This is a genomic window from Tateyamaria rhodophyticola, from assembly GCF_047777875.1.
Classification (GTDB): Bacteria; Pseudomonadota; Alphaproteobacteria; order Rhodobacterales; family Rhodobacteraceae; genus Tateyamaria.
Genome location: NZ_CP180519.1, coordinates 1328741 through 1346577, shown reverse-complemented (window position 1 = coordinate 1346577; position 17837 = coordinate 1328741). Strand labels below are relative to the sequence as shown.

Annotated in this window: 17 protein-coding genes; 7 read left to right on the top strand and 10 right to left on the bottom strand. The window is 62.8% G+C overall.

Annotated elements, in window-relative coordinates:
- The first annotated feature begins 101 nt into the window (after positions 1–101).
- The 3 genes from ACERHN_RS08225 to ACERHN_RS08215 all read left to right on the top strand — a co-directional run bounded on the left by ACERHN_RS08225 (position 102) and on the right by ACERHN_RS08215 (position 2427).
- The gene (locus ACERHN_RS08225) at positions 102–962 is read left to right on the top strand and encodes a methylated-DNA--[protein]-cysteine S-methyltransferase (protein ID WP_415922709.1); all 861 of its coding nucleotides are present in this window, start codon (positions 102–104) and stop codon (positions 960–962) included.
- 140 nt (positions 963–1102) lie between these two features.
- Complete coding sequence (locus ACERHN_RS08220) at positions 1103–1756, top strand: OmpA family protein (protein WP_415922149.1); 654 nt, start codon at positions 1103–1105, stop codon at positions 1754–1756.
- Positions 1757–1869: 113 nt separating this feature from the next.
- Positions 1870–2427, top strand: coding sequence for an NADPH-dependent FMN reductase (locus tag ACERHN_RS08215; protein ID WP_415922148.1), 558 nt, complete (start codon positions 1870–1872; stop codon positions 2425–2427).
- Here the strand turns inward: ACERHN_RS08215 and ACERHN_RS08210 are convergent.
- Positions 2405–2812: a VOC family protein gene (locus ACERHN_RS08210; RefSeq protein ID WP_415922147.1), complete on the bottom strand. Its 408-nt coding sequence runs from the start codon at positions 2810–2812 to the stop codon at positions 2405–2407. The genes ACERHN_RS08215 and ACERHN_RS08210 overlap by 23 nt on opposite strands.
- Positions 2813–2884: 72 nt before the next feature.
- Here ACERHN_RS08210 and ACERHN_RS08205 point away from each other — a divergent pair, with 72 nt between their 5' ends.
- Positions 2885–3646, top strand: coding sequence for a MaoC family dehydratase N-terminal domain-containing protein (locus ACERHN_RS08205; RefSeq protein WP_415922146.1), 762 nt, complete (start codon positions 2885–2887; stop codon positions 3644–3646).
- Here ACERHN_RS08205 and ACERHN_RS08200 read toward each other — a convergent pair.
- The gene (locus tag ACERHN_RS08200) at positions 3638–4672 is read right to left on the bottom strand and encodes an NAD(P)/FAD-dependent oxidoreductase (RefSeq protein WP_415922145.1); all 1035 of its coding nucleotides are present in this window, start codon (positions 4670–4672) and stop codon (positions 3638–3640) included. The genes ACERHN_RS08205 and ACERHN_RS08200 overlap by 9 nt on opposite strands.
- 50 nt (positions 4673–4722) lie before the next feature.
- Between ACERHN_RS08200 and mnmD the strand changes: the two genes are divergently transcribed.
- Both mnmD and ACERHN_RS08190 read left to right on the top strand, forming a co-directional pair.
- Complete coding sequence (mnmD, locus tag ACERHN_RS08195; protein ID WP_415922144.1) at positions 4723–5394, top strand: tRNA (5-methylaminomethyl-2-thiouridine)(34)-methyltransferase MnmD; 672 nt, start codon at positions 4723–4725, stop codon at positions 5392–5394.
- A gap of 35 nt (positions 5395–5429) precedes the next feature.
- Positions 5430–6266: a DMT family transporter gene (locus ACERHN_RS08190; RefSeq protein WP_415922708.1), complete on the top strand. Its 837-nt coding sequence runs from the start codon at positions 5430–5432 to the stop codon at positions 6264–6266.
- Here ACERHN_RS08190 and ACERHN_RS08185 read toward each other — a convergent pair.
- The gene (locus ACERHN_RS08185) at positions 6225–8195 is read right to left on the bottom strand and encodes a lytic transglycosylase domain-containing protein (RefSeq protein WP_415922143.1); all 1971 of its coding nucleotides are present in this window, start codon (positions 8193–8195) and stop codon (positions 6225–6227) included. The two genes, ACERHN_RS08190 and ACERHN_RS08185, sit on opposite strands and share 42 nt — an antisense overlap.
- A gap of 137 nt (positions 8196–8332) precedes the next feature.
- Between ACERHN_RS08185 and dapA the strand changes: the two genes are divergently transcribed.
- Complete coding sequence (gene dapA, locus ACERHN_RS08180) at positions 8333–9208, top strand: 4-hydroxy-tetrahydrodipicolinate synthase (protein ID WP_415922142.1); 876 nt, start codon at positions 8333–8335, stop codon at positions 9206–9208.
- Between the two features lie 36 nt (positions 9209–9244).
- On the opposite strand, the gene ACERHN_RS08175 is transcribed toward dapA, so the two are convergent.
- From ACERHN_RS08175 to xsc, 7 genes are all read right to left on the bottom strand, one after another.
- On the bottom strand, positions 9245–10117 hold the full coding sequence (locus ACERHN_RS08175; RefSeq protein WP_415922141.1) for a dimethyl sulfoxide reductase anchor subunit family protein: 873 nt from the start codon (positions 10115–10117) through the stop codon (positions 9245–9247).
- The gene (locus tag ACERHN_RS08170) at positions 10117–10869 is read right to left on the bottom strand and encodes a 4Fe-4S dicluster domain-containing protein (RefSeq protein ID WP_415922140.1); all 753 of its coding nucleotides are present in this window, start codon (positions 10867–10869) and stop codon (positions 10117–10119) included. The genes ACERHN_RS08175 and ACERHN_RS08170 overlap by 1 nt, the downstream gene beginning before the upstream one ends.
- Positions 10866–11087 carry a hypothetical protein gene (locus ACERHN_RS08165; protein ID WP_415922139.1) on the bottom strand — a complete coding sequence of 74 codons (222 nt, stop codon included), beginning with the start codon at positions 11085–11087 and terminating at the stop codon, positions 10866–10868. The genes ACERHN_RS08170 and ACERHN_RS08165 overlap by 4 nt, the downstream gene beginning before the upstream one ends.
- Positions 11084–13906: a molybdopterin oxidoreductase family protein gene (locus ACERHN_RS08160; RefSeq protein ID WP_415922138.1), complete on the bottom strand. Its 2823-nt coding sequence runs from the start codon at positions 13904–13906 to the stop codon at positions 11084–11086. Before ACERHN_RS08160 ends, ACERHN_RS08165 begins: the two co-directional genes overlap by 4 nt.
- Positions 13906–14973, bottom strand: coding sequence for an acetate/propionate family kinase (locus ACERHN_RS08155; RefSeq protein WP_415922137.1), 1068 nt, complete (start codon positions 14971–14973; stop codon positions 13906–13908). The genes ACERHN_RS08160 and ACERHN_RS08155 overlap by 1 nt, the downstream gene beginning before the upstream one ends.
- Entirely contained in the window at positions 14970–15899 is a 930-nt protein-coding gene (locus ACERHN_RS08150) for a phosphate acyltransferase (protein WP_415922136.1), read from the bottom strand. The genes ACERHN_RS08155 and ACERHN_RS08150 overlap by 4 nt, the downstream gene beginning before the upstream one ends.
- Before the next feature lie 65 nt (positions 15900–15964).
- A complete protein-coding gene (gene xsc, locus ACERHN_RS08145; RefSeq protein WP_415922135.1) occupies positions 15965–17746 on the bottom strand; it encodes a sulfoacetaldehyde acetyltransferase in 1782 nt (593 codons plus the stop codon).
- Positions 17747–17837: the final 91 nt, after the last annotated feature.

The window sequence follows — 17837 nt, the reverse complement described above, 5'->3', positions numbered from 1 at the left end:
CCGGTCGGTATGGGCAAAATCCGACCGGGGGGCAAGCCATGCAGCGTTTTGGCGCAGGAAACGGGTCGCGCGGCGCGCGGCCTGCGCCTATCTTGCCCGATATGGAACAGAACGCATCTCAAACGCCTGAAACTGGGTACCACTTCAATGTCATGCGCCGTGCGATCGACTTGATCGACGGGGCCGACGGAACGCTGACGCTGGACGGGCTTGCCGCTGAAATGGACATGAGCCCCGCGCATTTTCAGCGCATTTTTTCACGGTGGGTCGGAGTTTCGCCCAAACGGTATCAGCAATACCTGACGCTCGGCCATGCCAAGGCTTTGCTGGAGGATCGCTTTACCACGCTTGAGGCCGCACATGCGGCAGGGCTGAGCGGGACGGGTCGGCTGCACGATCTGTTTTTGCGATGGGAGGCGATGAGCCCCGGCGACTATGCCAAGGGCGGTGCGAACCTGACGATCTTCTGGGGCTGGTTCGACAGCCCGTTTGGTCTGGCTCTGGTCATGGGGACGGAGCGTGGCATTTGTGGTCTCGGCTTCGCCGCGGAAATGGGCGAGGCGTGGGCCATGCAGGATCTTGTGCGCCGCTGGCCCAAGGCCACGTTCGTGGAGGATCCCATGCGCCTGCGGCCGTGGGTCCTGGCGGCGTTCGGTGCGCAGGAGGCCGAGCTGAAGGAGGCGCCGCTTTACCTCATCGGGGCGCCGTTCCAGATTAAGGTATGGGAGGCATTGTTGCGGGTGCCGTCAGGCCACGTGACAACCTATTCCGAGATCGCGGGCAGTATTGGCAATCCGCGGGCCGTGCGCGCCGTGGGCACCGCCGTGGGGCGCAATCCCATCAGCTGGTTGATCCCGTGCCACCGCGCGTTGCGCAAATCGGGCGGCTTGGGTGGATACCATTGGGGCCTGCCCGTGAAACGGGCGTTGCTGGCCTTCGAATCCGCCCGGGCAGAGGCATAACACACCAATTTTACCTCGGCGGGATGCCGCTTGTCGCAAATTCCCCCTGTTTTGACGCACCATACGCCCCTATCTTGAGCGCATCAAATCAGGTGCCTTGCCCGAACAAGGACCGACTTCGAAGGCAGTAGGATAGACCCATGCATAAAATTCCTTTCGTATTGAGCCTTGGCGCAGTGGTTGCGCTTGGCGCGTGTACTGACCCCGGCACATTGGGCGGCAACCCCGAAAACAAGAACGCCAATCAGGGCGCTTTGATTGGCGCAGGCACAGGCGCAGTTATCGGTGCGTTGATCAGTGACGACCGTGGCCGCGGCGCGGTTATTGGTGCGGCCCTTGGTGGTGCTGCGGGTGCCGGTATCGGATACAGCCTTGACCGGCAGGAAGCGGAGTTGCGCCGCGATCTGGGCAATGACCGTGTGACGATCACCAACACCGGTGACCGTCTGATCGTGTCGTTCCCGCAGGATATCCTGTTCGCCGTCAACAGCTTTGCCGTGCGTCCTGACCTGCAATCCGATCTTGGTGTGCTGGCATCCAGCCTTGGCGATTACCCGAATTCGACGGTTCAAATCGTCGGCCACACCGACAGTGACGGCGAAGCTGCGTTCAACCAGCAGCTCAGCGAACGTCGGGCCAACGCTGTGGCAGACGTGCTTTTGAACAACGGCGTGCCGTTCAACCGGGTTCAGACCTTTGGTCGCGGCGAAAGCCAGCCCATCGCCAGCAACCTGACGCCGGAAGGCAAGGCACAGAACCGGCGGGTTGAAATCGTGATCCTGCCCAACGCCTGAAACTGATCAAAGTTTTGGCAATTGATGACCAAAGGCCCGGATGTTCGCATCCGGGCCTCTTGCCTTGTGCTGCATGCGCGCCAGAATAAGAGCGGTACTGCAAGGATTTGAGCATGGCACAGACGACGACCCTGTTGGGGATCTCCGGCGCGCTGCGGGCGGGATCGACCAACCGCAAACTCCTGCGCGAGGCGGCGCGGCTTTATGGTGATTGCACCTATGTCGAAGGGGATTTGCAGCTGCCGCTCTATGATGGTGACGCCGAAGAGGCGGACGGAATCCCGGTTGAGGTGACACGCCTTGCCGCGCAGATTGCCGAAGCCGACGCCGTGCTGATCTCCACGCCGGAATACAACAAAGGCCCTCCCGGTGTTCTGAAAAACGCGCTGGATTGGGTCAGCCGGGTGTCCGGCACGCCGTGGCGGGACAAGCCGGTTGCGGTCATGTCTGCTGCGGCCGGGCGATCAGGCGGCGAACGCGCGCAACTGATCCTGCGGACCTATCTGGTGGCGTTCCGCCCGCGCCTTTTGCTGGGGCCAGAGGTGCATCTGGCTGCCTCACACGACGCCTTTGATGCCGATGGCGCATTGCAGGGCGATATGTATGTGCGGGATTTGACTGCGCTCATGGATGCGCTGCGGCACGAGGTCAGCCTGTCTGCGGCACGCTGATCTCGATCAGGTTGCCGTCGGGGTCGCGGATATAGAGTGACGTGATCGGCCCGCGCGCACCGCTGCGCGGTACAGGACCGTCCTCAATATCTGTTCCCGTTGCGCGCAAATGCGCCTGCCAGTCATCAATCGGCACGTCGGTCAAAAAGCACAGGTCCGCGGTGCCCGGTGCAGGCGACTGCGCTTTCGGCTCAAACTCTGCCCCGGCACGGTGCAGGTTGATCTTGTGCGGCCCAAAGCGCAATGCGTGCCGCGTGCTGCCATCGGCCACCTGAAACGGTGCGTGGTCCATGCCGAGGACGTCACGGTAGAAGGCGATTGTCGTATCGAGATCGCGCACGGTCAGCACAAGGTGGTCGAGGCTTGTCAATTTGGGCTGGTCCATGGGCGCGGCTTCCTGTCATCTGTGGCCATGACGCAACCTGCCGCACCTGCCGAACTCCGTCAAAGCGATTGCATGGATCTCGCGCGCGCCTCTGCGATGCTGGCCGCGCTTGGCCTTGATCGGACGCTGTGCGCGGGTGATCCATTGCCGCCGTTTTTTCATCAGCTTTATTTCTGGGACGCGCGCGCGCCATCCGCCTTGGGACGTGACGGGCATCCGCAGGTGGGTGGGCTGATCCCGGACATGGGGTTGCCCCGGCGGATGTGGGCCGGCGGACGGCTCCGGTTTGAACACCCGCTGCGTGTCGGGGCGGAGGCGGAAAAGCGGACCGTTTGTGAAAATGCAGAGCACAAGACCGGGCGCAGCGGGCCATTGGGGTTTGTCACCTTGCGTCACGAGGTTTGGCAGGACCGCGTGCGCTGTCTGACAGAGTGGCAGGATCTGGTGTACCGTCCCGAAGCGGATGGGACCGCTGTGCCGCCGCCATCAACGCCCGCGCCGGACGGTGCGGGGAATCCGGCAACCTTCAGCAGCACGCTGCTTTTTCGGTATTCGGCGCTGACGTTCAACGGGCATCGCATCCACTATGACGAAGCTTACGCGCGTGAGGTCGAAGGATATGGCGGGCTGGTCGTGCACGGGCCGCTTTTGGCGCAACTGCTGATGCTCAAGGCAGAGGCGGAGTTGGGTCCATTGCGCGGGTTTTCCTTTCGCGGGCGCAGTCCTCTGGTTCATACGGAAACCGCAACGCTGTGCCGTGATGGAACGCGTCTGTGGGTTGCGGCCTCGGATGGGCGGTATGTCATGGAGGCTGAGGCAGAGACGTCAGAGTGACGCCGCCACCTCGAACCCGGGCGGGATTTCGCCGCGTCCATCAAGGATCAGGTCCGCCATCACCTCCGCGACCTTGGGCGCCATGCCAAAGCCGATCTTGAAGCCGCCATTCGCAATGAAGTGTCCGGGCCTGTCCGGCCAGGGACCCAGCATTGGTGCGCGGCTGCGGCTGCGCGGGCGCAGCCCGGCCCAGCGGGCAAGCACCGGGGAATCCCGCAGCGCAGGCACCGCATCACGCGCACGGTCCAGCACCGCGTCCAGCTGCGCATCCGTGCTGGTTGCATCGTCGTATTCGCGTTCCGTCGTGGACCCGACAGCGGTCGTGCCGTCTGCGTGGGGAATGATGTGCAGCCCATCGACAAAGAGTTGCGGCGCATCGGGGGCCGCATGATCTAACAGCACGGCCTGCCCCTTGATCCCGGCACCCACAAGGCGCGTGTGGCGGGCGTTGAGTGCCTCGAGGCCTGCGACACCGCTGGCGTGCACCACGGGTCCGCGGTCCTGACCCTCTGCGCTGATCCGGACGCCGCGCACTTCGAGTGCGCGGACAAGTGCGTCGCAAGCCGCCCGGGGGTGCACCCGTGCGCTCAGATCGTCGAATATCTCGTGACGTGTCGCACCGGCGAGGGTCCAACCGCCCGTGCCCGCCTCTTGCAAGCGCCAGCGTGCCTGCCCGGCCCAAAGGGTGTCCGCGCCCGTGCCGCGCGCCTCTGCGAGCGGCAAGGCGTCGTCTCGAACCGGTTGCACCCGCCCGAGGCGGGCATATCCCGGTGCGCCGCCACCCGCCGCCACAACCCCTTCCCAGAACGCTTGCGCCATCAGAAGGCTTTCCAGCTGGAACTGTTTCTTTGCGTTCCAGTTTTCAGGCACGTGAGGGGCAAGCGCGCCGACAATCCCACCGCTGGCCCCGGCTGCTGGACCATGTGGGTCAATCACGTGGACATGCGCGCCACGCTGAACGCAGGCCCACGCGATGGACAGCCCAAAGATGCCCGCACCCCGGATCGTAATCTCTGACGTTGCCAAGCCCTGTTCCTTTCGCCAAGGATGCCAGCGACCACATACAAGGACGCCGCATGCAGGACCAGAGCATGACGTTGGAGTGGCGCGACGGGCGCGTGCCTGTTTCGACCCGTTTCGATGACCCGTATTTCAGCCTCGACGACGGGCTGGCGGAAACGCGGCACGTGTTTCTTTCGGGCAATGATCTGCCTGCGCGGTTTGCGGACGGGTTTCATGTGGCAGAACTTGGCTTTGGCACGGGGCTGAACCTGCTGGCCACATGGGACGCATGGCGCCGTGCAGGTGCGCCCGGACGGCTGCATTTCACCAGTTTCGAGGCGTATCCGATGGGCCCGGCGGATATGGCGCTTGCCTTGCAGGCGTTTCCCGAGATGCAGGCACTTGCGGCGGCCCTGATCGATGGGTTGTCCGGGGACGGGCCGGTGTACGATCTTGGTGATGTGACCCTGACAGTGCTGGTGGGTGATGCGCGCACAAGCCTGCCGGCTTGGGGCGGCAGGGCCGATGCCTGGTTTCTCGATGGATTTTCGCCGGCAAAAAACCCCGAGCTGTGGGGCGCGGACCTGATGGCAGAGGTTGGTCGGCATACGGCTGCCGCAGGGACGGTCGCAACGTACACGGCGGCGGGCCATGTCCGGCGCGGGTTGGAAGACGCGGGGTTCAACGTCACGCGGGTCCCCGGGTTCGGGCGCAAGCGGCACATGACGCGGGGCGTCAAGGCGTGAGTGCGGGCAACAACACGCGCCTCGGTATTGCGTTGATGGTTGCGGTGTCCATCGTCTTTGCCGCGCAGGATGGAATCTCGCGCCACCTCGCGGACAGCTACAACGTGATGATGGTCGTCATGATCCGCTATTGGTTCTTTGCGGCCTTTGTCATCACCGTGGCCGGGCGCAAGGCGGGTGGCGTGCGGGCTGCGGCACGGACGGATCAACCAATGCTGCAAGCCTTTCGCGGCCTGCTGCTGGCGGCGGAAATCTGTGTGATGGTGACGGCGTTCACCGTGCTTGGGCTGGTGGAAAGCCACGCCATTTTTGCCGCCTACCCGCTTCTTGTTGCGGCGCTGTCCGGTCCGGTTCTTGGTGAAACGGTGGGCTGGCGGCGCTGGCTTGCTATTGGCGTTGGGTTTGTCGGCGTGCTCTTTATTCTCAAACCGGGCCTGGGTGTCTTTGACCCGGCGGCGATCATCCCTGTGGTCTCCGCTCTGATGTTTGCCATGTACGGCCTGCTGACCCGCTACGCTGCGCGGCGCGATACGACCGCCACCAGCTTTTTCTGGACCGGCACCGTGGGCGCGGTGGCGATGACCGGCGTGGGCCTGTGGTTCTGGGAACCGATGAGTGGCACGGATTGGGTGTGGATGGCGCTTTTGTGCATGACGGGTGCCACGGGTCACTGGCTGCTCATCCGGTGCTATGAGGTGGCAGAGGCCAGCGCGGTGCAACCATTCGCCTATTTCCAGATGGTGTTTGCGGCGAGCGTGGGCATCTTGCTGTTTGGCGAAGCGCTGGAATGGAACGTGGCCCTAGGCGCAGCAATCATCGTGGGTGCGGGCCTATTCACCCTGTGGCGCGAACGGCAGCAGGCCCGCGCCTGAAAGCTCTTCGGTAAAGGATACGGGATGCGGATCACCGCCAAGCCGTGCGCGGTAGATGGGCAGGCTTTCCGTGACGCGCATCACATAATTCCGCGTTTCGCGGAACGGGATGTGTTCGATCCAGTCGACGATGTCAAAGGACGCATCCAGAGCGCGCGGATCGCCATAGAGACCGATCCACCGGTCCGCCCGCCCCGGTCCCGCATTATAGGCAACCGACATCAGGACCACATTGCCCGCATAGCGTCCCGCCAGCGTGCTGAGATAGGCGGAGCCCAGTTCAGCGTTATAGACAGGATCGTCAATCAGCCGCTCGGTTGTGTGCGCGTCACTGCGCCCAAGGTCGGCAGCCACTTCGCGGCCTGTGGCGGGCATGATCTGCATCAGGCCACGCGCGCCCGCGCCGGATTGTACGCCGGGGTCGAATTCGCTTTCGCGGCGGGCGATGGCCAGGCTCATCTCTGGCGCCATGGGCAGATCGGCCTGTGCCAGTGGATGCAGCGGGTAGTAGGGCGCATGCAGGGTGATGCCGCGCCGTGCGACCCGTTTGCCGATCATCACGGCAAGATGGGGTTGACCCACGTCGATGGCCGCCTGTCCCAGCAGACCGGCCTCGTCTCGGTCGAGGTCCTCGGCCAGATGTGTCCAGAACCGCTCGGCAAAGCTCAATTCACCGGAGGCTTGCAGGAGCAGTCCCGCCTCGAACAGATCACGGCGGCTCAGATCCGCGTTGCGCCAATCGCCGAACCCTTCGGACCCGTCCAGGTCGGGGTCCACCGGCAGGCCACCGCGTTCGGCAGCCAACAGCCCGTAGAATGACGTCTGGAATTGCGCCCCGTCGGCATAGGCGGCTGCGGCTGCCTCGGGTTGGTCCAACGCTTCATATGCGCGCCCGATCCAGTATCCCGCGCGCCCGCGCGAGATGGGGGAAGCAATGGCCGCACGGTGGTTCTGGAAATGCCCGAGTGCAAGTTCAGGATCATCCAGCAGACGCAACGCGATATAGCCCGAAAGCCATTCGAGATCGGCATAGGCGGAACCGGAATTCAGATGATGGAGTGCTGCGATCTGGTAGGCTGTTGCCGCGTCCCCGTCCCGCATTTCATCGCGCGCCAACGCCCCTCTGCGGTTGGCCCACGCTTCGGGTCGGCCCAAACGCTCTGCCGACGCGGAACGGGTGCGCAGCAGGTCTTTGGCAGGTCCCCAACGCCCCTTTTGCACCCGCCATTCAAAGCGGTCACGGGCCAGGCCAGCATCCTCGGCCAATGCGTCTGGCACGGCTTCGATCAGACCATCTACATCGTCAGACAGGTTCTGGAGCGCCAGCCGCGCGCGGGCCAAAGCCACCTGACCCTCGGGTACGAGGTCGAACATGCGCCGCGCATTTGCACCGTCGCCTGCCCACAACATGGCATCCAGGCGGGCCGCGTGATGCGGTTGTACCGTGTTGGTATGGGCGTTCAGGAACAGGGACTGTTCCTCTGCATTCATCGGCAGGGTGCGCCAGGCAAGTACGACATTTGCCTCTGCATCGCCTGATTGGCCTGCGGCAGACAGGGCAGCGGCGTGGGCCAACACGCCGCGTGGCGTCTGTGGCGGCGCACCTGCGAAGAAGGACAGGATCGCGGCATCCCCGGCACGTACAACTGCTGCCTCTGATCTGCGTCGCAGCAGCGTCTCACCGGGCCAGTCCGGGCGGCGTTCCAGAAATGCCGTGACATCGGTGTAGGACCCGCGACCGGCGCGCAGGCGTTGCCATTCGATGACATCTGCGGCGACGGGACCATCCCGTGCGGCCAAAGCAGCGGCGGCATCCCAATTGCCACCGCGCACCGCATCCAAGGCCCAGCCCAGAGGGCGTGGGCGTTCCGCAAAGGCCGCGGTTGCCGCGACACAGACAAGGACCAGGATGCAGGCAAATCGGCGCATGTTCTTGCAATTCCCGTTGGGCCGTGGTCAGAGCCTTGAGCATATGCCGGGTGCGTGGGGTTTCAACTCACCTCTGCGGCATGTGCGAAAATCATCCCAGGCCCTCTGCCTGCCATACCTGAAAAAGGAGCGTGAGAATGTTTAAAGGTTCTATGCCTGCCCTCGTCACGCCGTTTCTAAACGGCGCTGTGGATCTGGAAGGCCTCAAGAAGCTGGTCGAATGGCATATCGACCAAGGCAGCCACGGGCTTGTCCCCGTTGGCACAACCGGCGAAAGCCCGACCCTGACCCATGACGAGCACGAACTGGTCATCAAGACGGTTGTGGAAACCGTTGCGGGCCGCATTCCCGTCATTGCCGGTGCCGGGTCGAACAACACGGTCGAAGCCATGCGCTTTGTGCAATTCGCAGCCGAGGTGGGTGCGGACGCCGCTCTTGTGGTAACGCCGTATTACAACAAGCCGACACAGCGCGGTCTGATCGCGCATTTCAAGGCGCTGCATGACTGCGCGGACATCCCGATCATCATTTACAACATTCCGGGCCGGTCGGTCGTGGACATGACACCGGCGACCATGGGCGAGTTGGCCAAGCTGCCGCGTATCGTCGGGGTCAAGGATGCAACCGGCGATCTGGCGCGGGTCTGTGATCAACGGATGACATGCGGCGCGGATTTCATTCAGCTGTCGGGTGAAGACGCGACGGCCCATGGGTTCAATGCCCAAGGCGGTGTTGGCTGTATTTCGGTGACGGCGAATGCTGCGCCTAAATTGCTGAGCCAGATGCAGGAAGCGTGCCTTGCCGGTGATTACGCCACAGCGCTGGATATTCAGGACAAGGTGATGCCGCTGCACAAGGCAATCTTTACCGAGCCGGGTCTGGTCGGCGCGAAATACGCGATGTCGCGGTTGGGCCTGTGCGGTGGGGAAGTACGCCTGCCGCTGACGGAGCTGTCGGATGATACCAAGGCACTGGTCGATGATGGCTTGCGCCATGCGGGTCTGATCAACTGAACCCTGTGCGGTGGGCGTTTCCGCCCACCGGTTGTTTTAGCGTTTGCCGTAGTAGAGGCCGACCACGTGTTCGGCCTCTGCGAAAAAGAGCCAGCGGGCGGCCAAAGCGCCTGCCACATGACTCACCACGGCGAGCAGCGCCAGAATATGTGAAAACGGCAGCATCAGCAGAACGACCGGCACCACGGCAAAGAGCAACATCGAGATGATGCGCAGCTTTTGACTGTGCTTGCGTCCCACGGTGTAGGCGAATTCCTTGAGCAGGTAGTTCGTGCCGGTATGCGGCGGCTCAAACGCGCGGACGCTGCCACCCGTGCCCAGACCTGTGGCCGTGGCCAGATTGGTGCCGGATGCGGCCAGCGCACCGTCCCCTTGCAGCCACAGGATGACTTGGACCACCGCGGCGATGATGATCAACACCAGTGCCGGGGTCAGTTGACCGGCCAGCAGGGCACCCCCGGCGAGCGAGAAGCTCATGAACATCACGGGCGTCAGGTAGGAATTCCAGCGCGGGATCGTTTTGAGTTGGGTGTAGATCATCGAGGTGGTGAACACGGTCAGTGCAGAGAACACCGCGCCAAGCACACCTATGACGCCCCAACGGGTGCCAAGAAACACAAGCCCCGCGCCGTAGATCGCCATGAGGATCAGCGCGATCACAGCGCACCAGCCCTCGCGGCTGAGCCAGGACGAGCGCCATTGCGTGAACGCCTTGATCGCGCGTTCCGGGTGGCCGAGGTGGAAGGTCGACGAGATCAGACCGCCAACGGCGCAAAGATACGCGATGGCAAAGAAGACAAAGGCGACCCAGCCGGTGACATCCAGAATGCCAAGCCCGAGAAAAATCAGCAGGCCGAATCCGATACCGGAAAAGACGGTGAAGAAGATGACGGAAGGTGCTGGATGCATCAGAGTTTCTCCAGTGTCTTGTCGAGCCAGCCCAGGAACCCGGTCGCCTCTTCGGCGACGGGCGCGAGATAGGGCGCGAGGATGTCAAATTCCTCGACATCCAAGGCGTCTTTGGGGCGGGGAGGCAGGTAACGGTTGACGGGTTTCGTGCCCTGTTCCGGCATCAGCTCCATTCCGCCACGCTCTGCCGTCAGTTTGGATACGTTGCTTTCGGGATCGGCGAAGTCACCGAAATGGCGTGCACCGGCAGGGCAGGTGCGCACGCAAGCCGGTTCGCGGTCTTCTTCGGGCAGGTTTTCGTTGTAGATGCGGTCAACGCAGAGGGTGCATTTTTTCATCACCTTCTCGACAGCATCCATTTCGCGCGCGCCATAGGGGCAGGCCCAGGCACACAGGCCGCAACCGATGCAATCGCTTTCGTTGACCAGCACAATGCCATCCTCGACCCGCTTGTAGCTGGCCCCCGTGGGGCAGACGGTGACGCAAGGCGCGTCCTCACAATGAAGGCAGGATTTGGGAAAGTGCACCAGTTGTGCCTGTCCTGCCTCCGGCTGCACCTCGTAACTGTGTACGCGGTTGAGGAACGTGCCGGAGGGATCGCTGCCATACGCATCCGTGTCGGACAGGGGTGCGCCGTAGTTCTCGGTGTTCCAGCCCTTGCACGAGATTACGCAGGCATGGCAGCCGACGCAGGTATCAAGGTCAATCACAAGACCGAGCTTGCGGTCGGTCTGGGTGGGGAGCGTTGTCATGCGGTTGTCCTCTTTGAGAGGGCAGGACTGGGGCGCTGCCCCAGACCCCGGAGTTTATCTGGCGAGATGAAGGAGGATGCGCTTTGGTGATCCGGGCGCAAGGCTCCTATGGGTTCGGCCTTCGACGCGTCCCAGTTGGTGATGAAGTAGACAAAGGTGCCGACGCCAAGTGCCACGAAGGCGGCGATGGCGAGCAGTGTTTTCTGAATGCCGGTCATTTGCCCACCTTCCAGGACAGTTTTGACGGTCCTTTGGCAACAGGGGATTTGATTGGTTCCATGCTGGGTTGGCTTTCTGCGGGCGGGTCGGCCTTTTCGATACGCACCTTGAGGTCAAACCAGGCGGCCTGTCCGGTGATCGGGTCGGAGTTGGACCAGCGCAGCCCGTCGCCCTTGGGCGGTAGGAGTTCGTGGATCAGGTGGTTCAGCAGGAAGCCTTTGGTCGCTTCGGGGGCGTTTTCGTCGAGAGCCCAAGCGCCTTTTCGCTTGCCGATTGCGTTCCAGGTCCAGACTGTGTTCGGGTTGAGCGCTGCCATTTCCAGGACGGGCACGGTGATTTCACCATGCGGTGACGTGACCTTGGCCCAGTCACCATCTTGCAAGTCATTGATCCGCATCAGGTTTGTCGGCAGGTACAGCGGATTGTGCCCGTGCAACTGCCGCAGCCACGCATTTTGCGACCCCCACGAGTGGTACATGGCCATCGGCCGTTGGGTCAGCGCCGTGATCGGGTAGGCGTCGCCGCGATTGTCGGGCGCGGGGTCGTACCAAATCGGCAGCGGGTCCATGGTTTCGAGGATACGGGCACGCAGGTGTTCCGGGGGCTGGCGGTCGCCATGCCCTTCGGCGGCCAGCTGGAACCGGCGCATCGGCTCGACATAGAGCGAGAAGAGGTAGGGTTGCGGGCTGTCGAAAAGGCCAAGGTCCACGGCCCAGTCCTGATAGGCGCTGTTCCATGGTTTGTAATAGAGTGCTTCGTCCGGAATGTGCCCAACCCAGAAGCCACCATTGTCGATATAGTTGTCGAGCTGGCTTTCGTTGACGTCGCCGCGCCCTTCGGTCAGGCCGTTTTCACCCATGCGCCAACCGGCAAGCGGGCCGATGCCCGGCTTGCGCTGGTGGTTCACAATGTAGTCGGCGTAGTCGGCATATTTCTGGCTGCCGTCTTCGTTGGTGAAACCGGGCAGACCGAGTTTTCCGCCCAGTTCGCAGAGCACGGATTGGAAGCCGCGCACGTCGCGGTCGGGTTCAATGACGGGCCAGCGGATCGCATCGGCGGCGGCGTCGGCCTCGCAGATCGGGCGGTCGAGCAGTGAAATGCAATCATGCCGTTCCAGATACGTGGTGTCGGGCAGGATCAGGTCGGCATAGGCGACCATTTCCGAACTATACGCATCCGAATAGATGATGCGCGGGATGACATAATCGCCGTCCTCATTCTTGTCCGTCAGCATGTCGATCACGCCGCGCGTGTTCATGGACGAGTTCCACGACATGTTCGCCATGTACATGAACAGCGTGTCGATCTTGTAGGGATCGCCCGCATAGGCGTTCGATATCACCATATGCATCAGCCCGTGAGCCGACATCGGGTTTTCCCATGTGAACGCCTTGTCGATGCGGGCGGGGGTGCCGTCCTCTTTTAGGGCCAGATCGTCGGGGCCGTGCACGAAGCCGAGATGCGGGCCGTCGAGCGGGCAGTCCGGCTGCACGCCGCAATGCGGTTTGGGGTGCGCCGTGGCAGGTTTGGGGTAGGGGGGCTTGAAGCGGAAGCCGCCGGGAACCTCGACGGTGCCGAGGATGATCTGGAGCACGTGCAGGGCGCGGCAGGTCTGGAACCCGTTGGCGTGCGCAGAAATCCCGCGCATGGAGTGGAAGGACACGGGGCGCCCCTTCATCGTCTTGTGCGTTTCGCCGCGGAAATCCGTCCATTCCTGGTCTAGTTCGAACGCCTCGTCAAAGGCGACGCGTGCAATTTCCGCAGCCAGTGCGCGGATGCGCGGGGCCGCGATGCCGACACGGTCGGCCACGGCTTCGGGCGTGTATTCGTCCTGCAGGTAACGTTCCGCCATGTGGTGCATGACGGTGCGGTGCGTGATCCCGGCATGGCGGTGCGTCGCGGCCAGATCGGGTTGCACGCCTTTCTGATCAAACGGGGTCAGCTTGCCGGTCGCACGATCCATGACAAGCTCTTTGCCGTTGTCATCGCGCAGGAGCAGGCCGAATTCCGGGGATTTCTCGTCCCCGTTCACGAGGCACGGCGCATTCGTAAACCGCGCGAGATAGTCGAGGTCGATGCGCCCCGCTTTCATCAGGCAGTGCACGATGCTGAGGATGAGAAGGCCATCGGTGCCCGGTGTGATGCCGAACCAGTCATCCGCCACGGCGTTGTAACCGGTGCGGATCGGGTTCACCCCAACGACGCGCGCGCCGCGGGCCTTGATCTTGCCGATGCCCATCTTGATCGGGTTGCTGTCGTGGTCTTCGGCGACACCGAACAGAATGAACAGCTTGGTATGGTCCCAATCGGGCTGGCCGAATTCCCAGAACGCCCCACCCATCGTGTAGATGCCGGCGGCGGCCATGTTGACGGAACAAAAGCCGCCATGAGCCGCGTAATTCGGTGTGCCGAAGTTCTGGGCGAAGAAGCTGGTGAAACTCTGCGACTGGTCGCGGCCCGTGAAGAAGGCAAGCTTGCTGGGGTCGTCCTTGCGGATGGGGGCAAGCCAATCGGTCGCGATTTGCAGCGCCTCGTCCCACTCGATTTCCTCGAACTCGCCCGAGCCGCGTTCGCCGACACGTTTCAACGGCTTGCGCAGGCGCGAAGGCGCGTTGACCTGCATGATGCCTGCCGACCCCTTGGCGCAGAGCACGCCCTGGTTCACGGGGTGGTCGCGGTTACCTTCGATATAGGCGACTTCGCCGTCCTTCATATGCACATTGATGCCGCAGCGGCAGGCGCACATGTAACAGGTCGTCTTGCGGATCTCGTCCGACACTTTGGGGGACAGATTGATATCCGGTTGGTCCTTGGGCATCAGGTGTCTCCTTTGATCAGCTTGAGCGCGTCGGTGGCGATCTGGCGTTCTTCGTCGGCTTTGACCACGTGCACGGGAACGTCCCCGAAGAGTTTCAAGTGGTCCATGATACGGGTGCGAATGGGTTCTGCATTCTCGCCGATGCCGCCGGTGAAAGCGACTGCGTCAAGACCGCCCATTGCGACGATGGCAGAGCCCGCATGGCGCGCGGCCCAATAGCAGAAATGGTCGACGGCAAGGTTCGCGGCATCGGTGTCGGCGGCGAGCAGGAGGCGCATGTCATTGCTGCCGCCAAGTCCCTTGAGGCCGCTTTCGTGGTTGAGCAGGCGGGCGGCTTCGTCTGCGCCATAGATTTCGGCCAAGCGGAGGACAGCCATGCCGTCGATCGCGCCGGAGCGGGTGCCCATGGTCAGGCCGTCGAGCGGTGAGTAGCCCATGGAAGTGGCGACGGACGTGCCGTTGTGAATGGCGCAGAGGGATGCGCCCGAACCGAGGTGGAAGGCCAGCAGGCGCTTGGGCAGGTCTGCGCCAAATTGCGTGACGATCCAGGCATAGCTGAGGCCGTGGAAGCCATAGCGCCGAATGCCCATGCTGCGCGGTTCGCGGGGCAGGGCATAGGTGGTGGCGACCTCGGGCTGGTTCGCGTGGAAGGCCGTGCCGAAGCTCGCGTATTGCGGCAAACCCGGCGCGAGCGTTTGCAGGGCGCGGATCCCTGCGAGGTTGTTGGGGTTGTGCAGTGGTGCGAGCGGCGTGGCCGCTTCGATGCCCGCAATGACCGCGTCGTCCACGGCGACGGGGTCCACCAAAGACGTACCGCCATGCACGACGCGATGGGCGGCGGCGGTCAGCGTGTCGGGCGTGATCCCTTGACGGGTGAGGCTGTCGAGGATGGTGGTGAGCGCTGCATCATGGTCAGGGGCTGTGACGTTTTGATCTTCGACGCCCAGTTTGAGATGGGCCAATGCGCCGCCGATGCCGCTGACTTGTCCTGCCATCACGTCTGTCAGGTCGGGCTGAAACAGCGCCACCTTGATGGAGGACGAGCCTGCGTTAACGACAAGGATCATCGCGAGGCCATGATGGCGCCGAGGGCCACGGAGGACAGGCGCGCCGCCGGGGGATCGGCGCGGCTGGTCAAAAGGATTGGGACCTTGGCTCCCATGACAATGCCGCCCGCGCAGCCGCCCGCGAGGTATACGAAGGATTTGAACAGGCCGTTGCCGGACACGATATCCGGCACGATGATTGCGTCCGCTTTGCCTGCGACCGGGTCATCGGTCATTTTCTTGGTCGCGACGGATTTGGGCGACATGATCAGGTCAAAGGCCAGCGGGCCCGAGAATTCAGCGTCAGCTATGTTTTCGATGGCCCAATCGCGCAGCGCGCGGCCTTCCATGGATGATGGCACGCTTTCGATGGGCGATTCCGTGGCCGACAGAAACGCCACCTTGGGACGGGCATTGCCGAGTTTGTGGAGCAATTTGACCACTTCGGCCGTCGCATCCTTTCGGGTGTCGAGGTTCGGGGTCACGTTCACCGCCGCATCAGAGATCGTGATGGATCCTGTGCCGTCGGGCGTGGTGATGTGGAAGATATGGACAAAGCGTTTGCCCGTCCGCAGGCCCGCATCGCGCGACACGGCGGCGCGCATGAACGCATCCGTATGGAGCTGACCTTTCATCAGCACATCGGCGCGGCCCTCACCACAGGCCACAGCCGCCGCCATGCCGGAGGCCACCTCACCTTCGGCCTCGATCAGTTCGAAGCCTGAGATGTCCCATTCCAGTTTGTCGGCCTCGGCCTCGATCATATGACGCTCGCCAGTGAAAACCGGGATCATCATGTTGGCCTCTGTCGCTTCCTTCGCCGCAAGCATCGGCAGCGGCGCACCGGCTCGGGCGATGGCCACGCGGGGGCTGGCCGCCTTTTGCGCCATTTCGATGATGTGCGCGGGCGGAACGGCGGTGGCGTCAGACAGGAAGGATTGGGACACGAAAAACCTTTCAGAAACGAAAAAGAGGGGACGGGCGCGTGCCCATCCCCTCATTGCTTAGCAGATCACGCAGCGGTTTGCGGGACCATGTCGTCTTTGGAGATACCGGCAACGGATACCGGTTTCTTCATGGCGTCGCGGCGGAAGGGCTCACCCAGTTCCTGGTTCAGGCAGACTTCGATCAGCGTGGTCTTGCCATTCTTCATCTGATCCTCGATCGCCTTGTTCAGCGCGGCGGTCAGGTCGTCCATGTTGTAGACGGCAATACCTTCGAGACCGCAAGCCTTGGCGATACCGGCATAGGACACCTCTTCATCCAGCTCGGTGCCGACAAAGTTGTCATCGAACCAGAGCGTCGAGTTCCGCTTTTCCGCGCCCCACTGGTAGTTGCGGAAGACGATCTGCGTGACCGGGGGCCAGTCGCCGCGACCAATGGCCGTCAGTTCGTTGACCGCGATGCCGAACGCGCCGTCACCTGCAAAACCGACAACCGGAACATCAGGTTGGCCAATCTTGGCGCCAACGATGGCGGGCAGGCCATAGCCGCAGGGACCGAACAGGCCCGGCGCGAGGTACTTGCGACCCTCGTCAAAGTCGGGATACGCGTTGCCGATGGCGCAGTTGTTACCGATGTCGGACGAGATGATCGCCTCGCGCGGCAGAGCCGCCTGAATTGCGCGCCACGCCATGCGGGGGGACATCCAGTCAGGTTTGGCGTCGCGGGCACGTTGGTTCCATGTGGTGCCGGGATCGTCGTCCTCGTGGTCCATGGACGCCAGTTGCTGGGCCCATGCCGATTTGGTTTGTGCGATCTTGTTCTTGCGCTCGTCGCGCCCTGCGTCACCGGCATTGTCGGCCAGTTGTTCCAGAATGCCTTGGGCCACTTTGGCCGCGTCACCGACGATGCCCACGCTGACCTTCTTGGTCAGGCCGATGCGGTTGGGGTTGATGTCGACCTGAATGATCTTGGCGTCCGTGGGCCAGTAGTCGATGCCGTAGCCGGGCAGCGTCGAGAACGGGTTGAGGCGGGTGCCAAGGCACAGAACCACGTCCGCGCCGTTGATCAGCTCCATGCCCGCCTTGGAACCGTTGTAGCCCAGCGGGCCAGCAAACAGCGGGTGCGAACCGGGGAAGGCGTCATTGTGCTGGTAACCCACACAGACCGGGGCGGTCAGACGCTCGGCCAGATCCATGGATGCCTGGATGCCGCCGTGGGACAGGACGACACCTGCGCCGTTCAGGATCACAGGGTTCTTGGCTTCGGACAGCATCTTGGCCGCGTCCGCGATGGAGTTCTGGCCGCCGGGGGAGACTTCGAATTCGATGGGATCGACGATCTCGGTGTCGATCACTTGGGTCCAGAAGTCGCGCGGAATGTTCAGCTGGGCCGGGCCGGACAGGCGCTTGGCCTGGCTGATGACGCGGGTGAGGACTTCGACCACACGAGAGGGGTCACGCACCTCTTCCTGGTAGGCGACCATATCTTCGAACAGCTTCATTTGCTCGACTTCCTGGAAGCCACCTTGACCAATCGTCTTGTTGGCGGCCTGTGGCGTAACCAAAAGCAAAGGCGTGTGGTTCCAGTATGCCGTCTTCACCGCTGTGACAAAGTTGGTGATGCCGGGGCCGTTCTGCGCGATCATCATCGAAACTTTGCCGGTCGCGCGGGTAAAGCCATCGGACATGAAGCCGGCGGAGCCTTCGTGGGCGCAGTCCCAGAACTTGATCCCGGCGGCGGGGAACAGGTCAGAGATCGGCATCATCGCCGACCCGATGATACCGAACGCATGTTCGATACCATGGCGTTGCAGACATTTCACAAAGGCTTCTTCGGTCGTCATTTTCATGCGAGGCACTCCAAAAGGGGGCGTCGAATCGCCCAGGGACAGGATTAGCGCTACGCTACCTTTTGGGGCGTCCGGACGTTAGGGCCAGTTA